At 69.0% G+C, this 11,200-nt stretch carries 13 protein-coding genes; 7 read left to right on the top strand and 6 right to left on the bottom strand.

What is annotated here, in order from left to right:
* Positions 1-50 precede the first annotated feature (50 nt).
* Positions 51-1,547 carry a flagellar basal body protein FliL gene (locus tag AB0M48_RS34200; protein WP_363849753.1) on the bottom strand — a complete coding sequence of 499 codons (1,497 nt, stop codon included), beginning with the start codon at positions 1,545-1,547 and terminating at the stop codon, positions 51-53.
* On the bottom strand, positions 1,544-1,996 hold the full coding sequence (locus tag AB0M48_RS34195) for a hypothetical protein (RefSeq protein WP_363849751.1): 453 nt from the start codon (positions 1,994-1,996) through the stop codon (positions 1,544-1,546). The genes AB0M48_RS34200 and AB0M48_RS34195 overlap by 4 nt, the downstream gene beginning before the upstream one ends.
* Before the next feature lie 17 nt (positions 1,997-2,013).
* Here AB0M48_RS34195 and AB0M48_RS34190 point away from each other — a divergent pair, with 17 nt between their 5' ends.
* The 4 genes from AB0M48_RS34190 to AB0M48_RS34175 all read left to right on the top strand — a co-directional run bounded on the left by AB0M48_RS34190 (position 2,014) and on the right by AB0M48_RS34175 (position 6,772).
* On the top strand, positions 2,014-2,823 hold the full coding sequence (locus tag AB0M48_RS34190) for a Sir2 family NAD-dependent protein deacetylase (RefSeq protein WP_363849749.1): 810 nt from the start codon (positions 2,014-2,016) through the stop codon (positions 2,821-2,823).
* A gap of 10 nt (positions 2,824-2,833) precedes the next feature.
* Positions 2,834-4,348 (top strand): AMP-binding protein, encoded by a 1,515-nt coding sequence (locus AB0M48_RS34185; RefSeq protein ID WP_363849747.1) that lies wholly within the window; start codon positions 2,834-2,836, stop codon positions 4,346-4,348.
* 144 nt (positions 4,349-4,492) lie between these two features.
* On the top strand, positions 4,493-5,803 hold the full coding sequence (locus AB0M48_RS34180; protein WP_363849745.1) for an NlpC/P60 family protein: 1,311 nt from the start codon (positions 4,493-4,495) through the stop codon (positions 5,801-5,803).
* 60 nt (positions 5,804-5,863) lie between these two features.
* On the top strand, positions 5,864-6,772 hold the full coding sequence (locus AB0M48_RS34175) for a hypothetical protein (protein ID WP_363849743.1): 909 nt from the start codon (positions 5,864-5,866) through the stop codon (positions 6,770-6,772).
* Positions 6,773-6,820: 48 nt separating this feature from the next.
* On the opposite strand, the gene AB0M48_RS34170 is transcribed toward AB0M48_RS34175, so the two are convergent.
* The gene (locus tag AB0M48_RS34170; protein WP_363849741.1) at positions 6,821-7,297 is read right to left on the bottom strand and encodes a GNAT family N-acetyltransferase; all 477 of its coding nucleotides are present in this window, start codon (positions 7,295-7,297) and stop codon (positions 6,821-6,823) included.
* Between the two features lie 47 nt (positions 7,298-7,344).
* On the opposite strand from AB0M48_RS34170, the gene AB0M48_RS34165 reads away from it, so the two are divergent.
* From AB0M48_RS34165 to AB0M48_RS34155, 3 genes are read left to right on the top strand one after another with little or no spacing between them, the layout of a single operon-like run.
* Positions 7,345-7,878: a TetR/AcrR family transcriptional regulator gene (locus AB0M48_RS34165; RefSeq protein WP_363849739.1), complete on the top strand. Its 534-nt coding sequence runs from the start codon at positions 7,345-7,347 to the stop codon at positions 7,876-7,878.
* Positions 7,875-8,624, top strand: coding sequence for an epimerase (locus AB0M48_RS34160; RefSeq protein ID WP_363849737.1), 750 nt, complete (start codon positions 7,875-7,877; stop codon positions 8,622-8,624). Before AB0M48_RS34165 ends, AB0M48_RS34160 begins: the two co-directional genes overlap by 4 nt.
* Entirely contained in the window at positions 8,621-8,902 is a 282-nt protein-coding gene (locus AB0M48_RS34155; protein ID WP_363849735.1) for a hypothetical protein, read from the top strand. The genes AB0M48_RS34160 and AB0M48_RS34155 overlap by 4 nt, the downstream gene beginning before the upstream one ends.
* A gap of 221 nt (positions 8,903-9,123) precedes the next feature.
* Here AB0M48_RS34155 and AB0M48_RS34150 read toward each other — a convergent pair whose 3' ends face one another.
* From AB0M48_RS34150 to AB0M48_RS34140, 3 genes are all read right to left on the bottom strand, one after another.
* Positions 9,124-10,026: a DJ-1/PfpI family protein gene (locus tag AB0M48_RS34150; protein WP_363849733.1), complete on the bottom strand. Its 903-nt coding sequence runs from the start codon at positions 10,024-10,026 to the stop codon at positions 9,124-9,126.
* Positions 10,023-10,571 carry an isochorismatase family protein gene (locus AB0M48_RS34145; protein WP_363849731.1) on the bottom strand — a complete coding sequence of 183 codons (549 nt, stop codon included), beginning with the start codon at positions 10,569-10,571 and terminating at the stop codon, positions 10,023-10,025. Before AB0M48_RS34145 ends, AB0M48_RS34150 begins: the two co-directional genes overlap by 4 nt.
* A gap of 277 nt (positions 10,572-10,848) precedes the next feature.
* A complete protein-coding gene (locus AB0M48_RS34140; RefSeq protein ID WP_363849730.1) occupies positions 10,849-11,190 on the bottom strand; it encodes a DUF2203 domain-containing protein in 342 nt (113 codons plus the stop codon).
* Positions 11,191-11,200 lie beyond the last annotated feature (10 nt).

Below are 11,200 nucleotides of genomic sequence, written 5' to 3'. Positions count from 1 at the left end.
CTGTCAAACCGCTGTTGCGGGTGACAGGGCCGAGGCGGACCTGCGGGAACTTACTTCTTGAGCAGCTCGATCAGCGCGTCGACGTCCTTCGGCTCGAAGCCGCGGAACAGCGACAGGGCCAGCTCGTAGTAGGAGCGGACCGGGCTGACGTACCACTTGCCGTCGACCTCGGTGGAGACGACGCCGACGCCGGTCTTCATGACCGACCCGGCCACCCGGCCGATGATCTCGACGGCCTCGGTGGGGACCTTCTTGCCGCCCTGCTGCTGCAGCAGCTGCGTGATCTCGTCCGCGCACAGCTTCTGCGAGCCCTGGCCGGGCACGTCGGCCGCGTAGCAGTCACCCTCGCGGGTGATCGTCACCGTCTCGCCCTCCGCGGTGATCGACACCTTCTTGACCGTGACCTGCTTGCCGCCGGCGACGTCCTTGACGTCGGTCTCCAGCGCGTTCAGCTTGGCGCCGGTCGGCTTCTGCTTGCCGGCCTCGGCGATCAGCAGCGGGCCGAGGTCCTGCAGCACACCGGCCTCGTCGGGCGGCAGCAGCGCGATGACCTTCGTCAGGTCGGCGTCGAGAGCGGCGTTCACCATCTGCTTCGCGGCCTCCTCGGCCGAGCTCGCGCCCTGCGGTGCGATGCCCTGCGCCGGCCACTTCTTCTTGTCCTCCTCCAGGACCGCGTTGGCGATCGTGTAGAAGGCGCTCGGGTACCACTTGTCGTCGACCTTGATCGACGCGATGCCGATCGGCGTGCCGCGCTTCTGCACCTCGGCGGTGATGTCGAACGTCTCGGACTTCGACGAGGTGAGGTTCAGGTCGTCACCGAGCGCGTCGACGAGCTTGTCGGTGAGCGGGATCTTCGACGCGTCCGAGGTGATCGTGATCTTGCCCTCGACCAGCTTGTTGATGGTGAGGTGGTCGTTGATCTTCTCGGCCTTGGCCTCGTCGAACTTGATGTTCTCGCTCTTGAACTCGACGCCGCTCAGCTTGTTCGGGTCGGCTTCGGGCTTGAGGATCTCGAGACGCTTCATCTCCTTCGTCATCGAGTCCATGTAGTCCTTCGACAGCGCGGCCTCGGCCGGTGCGAGCGAGGCCATGATGCCGACGACGTCACCGCTGCCCAGCTGCTCGACGAGGTTCTTCGCCGCGATGGCGGGGGTGTCCTGGCCCGAACCGGGGGAGGCCTTCTGCAGCGCGAAGAACGTCACACCGCCGCCGATCAGCAGCAGCACGGCGACGACGGCCGTGACGACCAGGCCGGTGCGCTTCTTCTTCGGCGGTTCGCCGCCCATCGGCGCGTAGCCGTAGGGCTGCTGGGGGAAACCCTGCTGGGGAAAGCCCTGCGGGCCCGTCTGCGGGTAGCCCTGCTGCGGGAAGCCCTGCGGTCCGGTCTGGGGGTATCCGCCCTGCTGGGGTTGCTGCGCGTAGCCGCCTGGCTGCTGCGGGTAGCCACCCGGCTGCTGCGGCTGCTGGTAGCCGCCCTGCTGGGGCTGCTGCCCGTACGGGTTGTTCTGCGGCTGCCACTGGTCGCCGCCACCACCTGGGTAGCTCACGGATTCCCTCCTGAGGTTCTCACTGCGCTGCGCCTTGTCGAGGTGAGCACCGTGATCGCCCCCACGATCGTCAGTACGGCACCGGCAAGGGTCGTGACTGGTCCGGAGGTGCTGATTCCGACCAACCCACCCTTGTTGTCCCCTTGGACTGTGGCAACCAGGGCCACGGTTCCCCCGATCGTGCCAAAGAGGATGCCGACGCATCCGGCAAACCGTGGAAATCGGACCACGTACAGCGCGATCGTGACCATCGCCAGCGGCGTCAGTCCCACCCAGACCGACGTGACGACGGTGCCCGCCACCCCGTCCAACCCGGCGAGATCACGCAGCGAAAGCACTTCGTAACTGTCTCTCGTGGTCGATCCGGATTTCAGCCACGGCAGGAAAGTCCCGACGATGGTGGTGACCAAGCCCACTGCCGCGATCGCGGCTCCCACAGCGCTGCGCACGCGGATAGTGTGTACCGATGCCTTCCCAGGCGTGCGCAGAGGCACGCGCTCTGGTCGCGTCGGCGCACCGGATCACGGTGCTGACGGGGGCGGGCGTCTCCACTGATTCGGGCATCCCGGACTTCCGCGGACCAGCCGGACTGTGGACCCGCGACGCCGACGCCGGACGCGGTTCGTCGCTGCAGGCCTACCTCGCCGACGCCGAGCTGCGCAGGCTCGCCTGGCGGGCGAAGCTCGACAGTCCGGTGTGGACGGCCCGGCCGAACGCCGCGCACAAGGCGCTGGTGGAACTGGAACGGTCCGGCCGGTTGCGCACCGTGGTCACGCAGAACATCGACGGCCTGCACCAGAAGGCGGGCTCCGATCCCCATCGCGTGCTGGAGCTGCACGGCACGTTGCACGCCACCGTGTGCCTGGGATGTGGTGCCACGGGCCCGATGCGGGACGCGTTGAAGCGCGTGGCCGAGGGCGAGCAGGAACCGGACTGCCCGCGATGCCGGGGAATCCTCAAGTCCGCCACCATCTCGTTCGGGCAGGAGCTCGACGGCGAGGTGCTGCGCCGCGCCCGCCTCGCCGCCCTGGACTGCGACGTGCTGCTGGTGGCGGGAACATCGCTGTCGGTGCAGCCCGCCGCGGGCCTCGTGCCGCTGGCGGCGAAGGCCGGTGCACAGGTCATCATCTGCAACGCCGAACCGACGCCGTACGACGCGGTGGCGGCCGTTGTGCTGCACGAACCCGTCGGGGACGTGCTGCCGGACCTGAGTTCCGTTCCTCCATCCGGGGGAGGCCGATTCTCGTCCTGGGGAGATCCGAGCACCTGGTCGTAGGGTCGGGTTCATGCGCGTACCGCTGATCACCACCGACTTCCTGGACCGGGCGTCGTTCGCGTTCGCGGCGACGACGGCGACCATCGACGAACCGGACCAGCCCGCGAAGCCGGTCGCGACGACGACGTACGCGGAGATGGCGACCCGCGTGCGCGCGTGGCAGGCCGGGTTCGACGCACTGGGCGTCGGCGAGGGCGAACGGGTCGCCGTCGTCAGCCACAACTCCGCCCGGATGCTCGAACTGCTGCACGCGCTGCCCGGCAGCGGGCGGATCTGCGTGCCGGTGAACTTCCGCCTTCGTCCCGACGAGGTGAAGTACATCGTCGAGCACAGCGGCGCCTCGGCGTTGTTCGTCGACCCGGAGCTGGAACTGGACGACGTCGTGGCGCGTCACCGGTTCACACTCGGCGAGGAGTCGGAGTCGTTGCTCCGGTTCGATGTGGAGCCACGGCCGTGGAGCGCGCCCTCGGAGGATGCGACGGCGACCATCAACTACACGTCCGGCACGACCGCGCGCCCCAAGGGTGTGCAGCTGACGCATCGCAACATCTGGCTCAACGCGGTCACGTTCGCCATGCACACCCGTGCGTGGGAGGGCGACGTGTACATGCACGTGCTGCCGATGTTCCACTGCAACGGCTGGGGAATGCCGTTCGGGCTCGCAGGCCTCGGTGTGCCACAAGTGGTGCTGCGCAAGGTCGACGGCGCCGAAATCCTGCGCCGTGTGCGCGACCACGGCGTCACGCTCATGTGCGGCGCACCGGCCGTGTGGAACGCCGTGCTGGACGCCGCTGCCACGTGGGACGGCGAGATCCCCGGCCGTGACACCGTGCGGATCGTGTGCGCCGGTGCGCCACCGCCCTCGCGCACGATCCAGCGCGTGACCGAGGAACTCGGCTGGGAGTTCCTGCAGATCTACGGCCTGACCGAGACGGCGCCGCTGCTCACCTTCAACCGTGCTCAGCCAGGGCCGGAGGGCGAGGAGAAGGCCAAGAAGCAGTCGCGGGCGGGCGCGCCGGCGCTGGGGGCGCGGCTGCGGATCTCGGAGAACGGCGAGGTGATGGCGCGCTCGAACGTCGTCATGGAGGGCTACTGGGAGAACCCGGAGTCCACCGCGGACGCGATCGAGGACGGCTGGTTCCACACCGGCGACGGCGGCTTCTTCGACGAGGACGGCTACCTGACCATCTCGGACCGCAAGAAGGACGTGATCATCACCGGCGGCGAGAACGTCTCGTCCATCGAGGTCGAGGACTGCCTGTTCTCGCACCCGGCCGTCGCCGAGGTCGCGGTCATCGGCGTGCCCCACGAGAAGTGGGGTGAAACGATCAAGGCGCTGGTCGTGCTCTCCGGCGAGGCCACCGAGGCCGAGCTGATCAAGCACTGCAAGGAGCGGCTCGCCGGGTACAAGGCGCCGACGTCGATCGAGTTCCGCGACTCCATCCCGCGCACGGCGACCGGCAAGATCCAGAAGTTCAAGCTCCGCGAGCCGTACTGGGCCGGGCGGGACCGAGGCGTCAACTAGTCCATCCGGCGACACGCCAGACCTCCGATCGTCCCAAAAGGACCACCACCCGTGTTCCACTGTGACACGAGTGGTTGACGGTGCGTTAGTTCCTGATGCGCCGGATGCGTCTGATTGGTCTAATGCGGTAGGAGGTGATGTCCGGTGTTGACACGACTCTCCGCCGTGGTCGCGGTGTTGATGACGGCCGTCCTCACGGGGACCGCCGCCGCCGCGCCGCCCCCGCCGCCGAACCCGAGCGACGCGGAGATCTCGGCGACGCGGGCGGAAGCGGACGCGAAGGCGGCGCGCGTGGGCGAGCTGACCGGGCGGCTCACGCAGGCCGAGTCACGCCTGCAGGAGCTGCTCGACGACGTCTCGTACAAGCGCGAGCTCGCCAACAAGGCGCGCGTCGACCTGGAGACGGCGATCTCCGAGGCCGAGGCCGCCCGTCGTGAGGCCGCTGCCGCCCGTGTCGAGGCCGACGCGGCCTCCGCGGCCGTGGAGAAGAGTCGCCTCGAACTGGACGAGTTCGCCGCGGCCTCCTATGCGCAGGGCACGACCGTCGGGTCGTTCTCCGCGTTCATCGGCGCCAAGTCGCCCGAGGACCTGCTGGCCCGCGCCCAGATGCTGGAGGCGGTGTCGGCGTCCAGCCTGAACCGGCTCGAGCAGGTCACGCGTGACCAGGGCACCGCCGCGAACCTCGACTCGGCCGCCCGTGCCGCGCTCGACAAGGCCGAGACGAAGCAGGCCGCCGCGGACGAGGCGAAGAAGGTCGCCGAGCAGGCCCAGCAGGTGGCCGTGGACGCGCACGCGGCGCAGGCCGCGGCGACCGAGGAACTGCAGGCGAACAAGGACGCCGTCGAACGTGAGCTGGCTGCCGCGCGAGGTGCGGTCAACGGACTGGAAGCGCAGCGCCAGCAGTACGACCAGTGGACCGAGGCGAAGAGGCGCGAGGACGAGGAGAACGCTCGCCGTGCCGCCGCCGCGGCCGCTGTTCAGGCCGCGCCCAAGCCCCAGTCACCCCGCCCGATCGCGGCGGCGCCCGCGCCGTCCGGCAACCGCGTGCAGACCGTGATCAACCGGGCGCTGGCCCAGCGCGGTGTCATCTACGCGTGGGGCGGCGGCAACTACAACGGCCCGACGTACGGCGTGCGCGACGGCGGTGTCGCCGACTCCTACGGCGACTTCCGCAAGATCGGCTTCGACTGCTCCGGCCTGATGATGTACGCCTTCGCGGGCGTCGGCGTGTACCTGCCGCACTACAGCGGCTACCAGTACAACTCCGGCCGCAAGGTGCCGCTGTCGCAGATGGCCCCCGGCGACATGATCTTCTGGGGACCGGGCGGCGGCACGCACGTGGCGTTGTACCTGGGCGGCGGGATGATGGTGGAAGCGCCGCATTCCGGTGCCGTGGTGCGGATCTCGCCCGTGCGGTACGGCGGCATCATGCCGTATGTCACTCGCATGTTGTGACCTCGTCGTAGATGATGTCGCTCCGCAACAGCGACATCATTTCGACCTGGGGGATTCATCATGCGCGTGGCTGCGTTGTGCGCTGCCGTCATCACCGTCCTGGCTGCTGCAGTGCCTGCTCAGGCACAGGCCGGCTGCGTGTGGAGACCGACCGATCTGCCGCTCCCGGAGACCGCGCCCAGCGGAACGCTGAGCGCCGCGAGCCCGGACGGCCGGTACTTCGCCGGGCAGGTCGAGGAAGGCGTGCTGCTGCTCTGGCACGACCGGCAGCTGATCGAGCTCCCGGGCACGGAAAGTGCCTGGAGGGTGGCCGGTGTGAACGGCAGCGGGCATGTCGTCGCCATCGACGACGTCGGTTCCTTCGTCCACCGCGACGGTGCCAAGCAGTACCTGCCGGTGCCCGAGGGGCGCAAGGCCTACGTCCGGGACGTCAACGAGGCCGGTGACGTCCTCGGGTACCTCGACGGCGGGAACACGACGATCGTGTGGAAGGCCGCGGATCCCGGCACGTACGAGCTGATCCAGACCGCGAACGCTGTCGCGATCGACGAGGAGGGCCGCATCGCGTTCCGCAACGGGGTGATCCGGTCGGCCGACGGCACCCAGGTGCAGATCGCGGGTCATCCCGCCGTGCAGATCGAGAAGTTCCAGAGCGGCAGGGTGATCGGCCGCGTCGACCGCGCGTTCAACAAGCTGCGGGAGTGGACTCCCGAGGGCGCGGTGGTGCGCGACTACGTGATGAACCCGAGCAGCCCGATCGGCATCAACCGCGACGGCATGCTCGCCAGCGGGTACTTCAGCTCCGGCAACAGGTACGGCGCGTGGCAGGGCAGCACGTTCGTGGGTGACGTCGGCTCCAGCCAGAACCTGCACGTCGTGGGCGTGACGGACACCGGCCTGCTGGCGGGCTACCGCCAGTGGCGCGCCGAGGACAACTTCTGGGGACCGTCCACCTGGGCCTGTTCGTAGCTGTGCGACCGGTGGCCCGCTCGTGAGCGGGTCACCGTCCACGCTGGATCAGAGGTCGCGTGCCCAGAGCTGGCCGGTCACGTCATGGCCGAAGCTGTGCTGCTGGGTCTCCTCTTCAAGCGTGAAGCCGTGCGCCTCGTAGATCTTCCGTGCTGACGCGAGGCCGTCGACCGTCCACAGCACCATGCGTTCGTAGCCAGCGTTCTGGGCGAACTCGACGCACGTGCTGACGAGCTTGTTGCCCGCGCCGTGGCCACGCGCGTCCGGGTGCACGAGCAGCACGCGTAACTTCGCCGTCGTGTCGTCCTCACGAACGCAGAACACGCATCCGACGCGTTGGCCGTCGAGTTCGGCGATCCACGCACCCTCTCTCGCGGGGTCGTGGTCCGCCGCGTAGTCACCGACGATCTTGGCGACCAACGCCTCGAACGAGGTGTCCCAGGCGAGTTCGGACGCGTAGAGCTCGCCGTGCGCCTGCACCACCCAGCCGAGGTCGCCGGGGTGGCCGAGCGGGCGGATCAGCATGGTCGCCTCCACTGACACGAGTGTTTCAGTAATGCGAGAATAGCGCCATGCCGTCCGCCCGCGAGACCGAACTGCTCGAAGCCGCCTACCGGTACGTGCTCACCCACGGCCTCGCCGACGTGTCGCTGCGGCCGCTGGCGGCGGCGATCGGATCGAGCACGCGCGTGCTGCTCTACCTCTTCGGCAGCAAGGAAGGCCTGGTCAAGGCGTTGCTGGCACGAGCACGCGCCGACGAACTGGCGCTGCTCGCCGACATCGGCACGGGGCCGGGAGTGGTGCGGAGGTTGTGGGAGTGGCTGGCCGCCCCGGCACACCGGCCGCTGCTGACGTTGTGGCTGGAGGCGTACGCACGCTCTCTCGTGGAGCCTGACGGACCGTGGGCGGGCTTCGCGCGTGCGACCGTGGAGGACTGGCTGGAGGTGCTCAAGACCTCTCAGGCCGAGGACGTGCGCGACACGGCTGCCGGACTGGCCCAGCGCACGCGTGAGCTCGCGTTGCTGCGGGGTGCGTTGCTGGACCTGCTGGCGACCGGGGACGGTGAGCGCGTCACCGCGGCGCTGGAGACTAGTTTGGTGCCGTGAAGATCGTGGTGTTCGGTGCGTCCGGCCTGGTGGGTCAGGGCGCGTTGCGCGAGTGCCTGCTCGACCCCGCGGTGACCTCCGTGGTGACCGTGGGACGGTCGCCGTCGAGCGCGAGCGATCCCAAGCTGCGGCACGTCGTGCACGGCGACTTCGGCGACCTGTCCCCGGTGGCGTCGGAGCTGGCCGGTGCCGACGCGTGCTTCTACTGCATGGGCGTGACGTCCGCCGGTCTGACCGAGGCCGAGTACACGCCCGTGACGCATGACTACGCGCTGGAGGCCGCACGGGTCGTTGGCGGCACCTTCGTGTACGTGTCCGGTGAGGGCGCTGACGCCGGCAGCAAGACGATGTGGGCGCGGGTGAAGGGGCGCACGGAGAACGAGCTGCTGGCGCTGGACCGGCCGGTGTTCGTGCTGCGCCCGGGCTTCATCCAGCCACTGCACGGGATCACCTCGCGCACCCGGATCTACCGGTACCTCTACTCGTGGTCCTCGTGGCTGTACCCGGTGTTGCGCAAGGTGGCTCCGAAGTACGTCACGACCACGGAACTCCTGGGACGCGCGATGGTGGCGCTCGCGAAGGGCGCTCAGGCGGAACGCGTGCTGCGCAGCGACGGGATCAACCGGGTGGCGGGATGCCGCTCGACGAGGCGATCCGCGAGTACCAGGAAGACGGGTACGAGGTCACGCACGTCGTCGAGTCCGTGTGCGGCGGATGTGGCGGCACGTCGTTCACGGTGCAGATGACCGAGGACCAGGCGATGCGCCGGACCTGCCTCGGCTGCGGACTCGCGGAGTTCATCGGCGACTCCGACGAGCACTGGGACCCCGACGACGCGGAGGAGTGCGAGTGCACGTGCGGTGGCGAGGAGTTCGCCGCCGCCCTCGGGCCGTCGTGCCTTCCGGACGGCGAGGTGCGCTGGCTGACCGTCGGGTTGCGGTGCCTGAAGTGCGGGCTTTGCGGCGTCTACGAGGACTGGAAGATCGATTACCTGCCGAGCAGGCACCTGATCACGCGGGCTTGAACGCGTCCTCGGTCTTCACGACGCCCGCGCTGCGGCCGGGCACGGTGTGGTTTTCCCAGTAGAGGTTGGTGTGCGCGATGACCTTGTCCGGCGTAGGTCTTGTGCACGACCGGTTCGCCCTCGGCGAGCTTCAGCTCGGGCACGAACTGCCAGCCGTCGGACGTGCTCGGCGTTGCTGTGCTGCACCCGCACGACGTCGACGCCGGCCGCACGCGTGCGGCTCAGCGGGAGCGCAATCGGCGCAGCATCCGGGCGTCTTCGAAACCGACGTTGCGCGCCGCCGTCTCCACCGTGGCCCCTTGACCGATGAGGTGTTCGGCTCGTTCGACACGCAACGCCTGTTGGTACTTCAACGGCGTCATGCCCGTCGCCCGGCCGAACAACCGTGTCACGGTCCGTTCGCTGCACCCGGCGTGGATGGCGAGTTCCGAGAGAGAAAGACGCTCGGCGAGCCGTGACTCGATGACGTCCTGGATGCGGTGCACCGTCTCGTTGATGTGCGATCGGTGCCGCATCAGCACACTGGCCTGCTGGTCGTCGCCGTTCCTGCGCGCGTAGATGACCATCGTCCGTGCGATCGCGGCGGCCACGGAGGGCCCATGACGTACGGCGACGAGATGCAACGCGAGGTCGATACCGCTCGCGATGCCCGCAGACGTCACGACCCTGTTGTCCTCCACGAACAAGACGTCACGCACGACCTGTGCGGCGGGGTAGCGCCGTGCGAGCTCTTCCTGCAGTTCGTGATGCGTGGTGCAACGCCGTCCGTCGAGCAAACCGGCGCGTCCCAACGCATCCGCACCGGCACACACACTCGCCACCGTGCCACCGCCGTCGTGGTGTGCGCGCAACCACGCCAACGCGCGTTCGCTCAGGTGACCGGTTCCCACGATCTTCGGCGACCGCCACCCCGGCACGAACACGAGGTCGTCCACCCCGAGAGAGGGCAACTCACGCGACGCTCCGAGCGGCACGCCCTGATGACTGAGCACGGTGTCCGTGTCGCCCACGTAGGACAACGCGTAGCCGTTCACGAGATCGGCAGCGCTGGAGAACACCTGCGCCGGCCCCGCGAGGTCGAGCAGGTGCACTCCAGGTACGAGCAGGAAGACGACTCTGGTCACGATCCGGTCAGCGTAGCGACATCCGAGATCCGCGCGAACCTGCCGGCCAGGACGTACTCGGTGCGCTCGATGATCTCCTCGACCCCGAGCACCTTCCCGGTGCGCCAGTGCGGCAACGGCATGGTCGCCGTCGCGTCCGTCACGAACGTCATGTCGAACCCGAGGTCCGACCCGACCCGCGTCGTGGTCTCGCAGCACTGCTCGGTCCGGATGCCGCTGATCAGCAACTCCCGCACGCCCCGCGTCGTCAGCGTCTGCTGCAGGTTCGTCGTGGTGAACGCGTTGTGCGCGGTCTTGGTGAGAACCGGCTCGTCGTCGAGCGGCTTCAGGCCGTCGATCAGCCGCACGTGCCCGAGCGCGGGGTCGAACACGTCGCCGGTTCCGGGCTCGGAGTGCAGCACCCACACGACGAGGTCACCGGCGTCGCGGGTCAGGTCGACCAGCTGGTTCACCTTGCCGACGACGTCGGGGTTGGACACCTCGGCCCAGTTGGCGCGCCGGCGGAACGACTCCTGCACGTCGATGACGATCAATGCTCGCTTCATGACCCAAGCCTCGCGGGCCGCGGAGCAGCGGGACAGGCACGACCCGGGCGAGGAGCGGACGGATCCGGTCACCGTGCGAAGATCACGACGTGGACTTGCGCGTGCTGGCAGGCGACCCCGCAGGCGCGCACGAACGGTGACCGGGTCGACGTGCTGGTCAGGGCCGCCTGGCGTGAGGACGGCGGCTGGCACCGGGAGACCCTCCGCGGGGTCGAGGCGCCGGGTGTGGTGTGGCACTGCGAGGCCATGGCCGCCGAGCTCGGCGACTCGCGCCCGGCTAGAGCCGGCGGCGGCCCGCGAAGCCCAGATCCGTGCGGTGGTACCACGCCAGCTCGCGGTCACCCTCCAGCCAGCACAGCAGCACCGGCACACCATCCCTCTCCGACGGGAAGTCCACGAGCAACGGCGCGAGGCTCTTCAGCTCCGCCCCGGTCTGCTGCACGGTCTCCATCAGCTCGTCCAGCCGGGCCTGCGCGGCCTTGAACTCCGGCAGACCGCCCAGCGAGGAACCCCCGACGGCCAGCTCGGCGGCGTCGGCACGCAGGCGCACGATCTCGTCGAGCACGGGCAGCAGCCGTGCGAGTTCGGCCTGGGCATCGGAAAGCGTGAACAGTCCCACGCCGCCAAGG

Source organism: Lentzea sp. NPDC051208 (assembly GCF_040682435.1).
GTDB classification, from domain to species: domain Bacteria; phylum Actinomycetota; class Actinomycetes; order Mycobacteriales; family Pseudonocardiaceae; genus Lentzea; species Lentzea kristufekii.
Note: the sequence above shows the minus strand (reverse complement) of the source record. Positions and strands in the feature narration are given on the sequence as shown.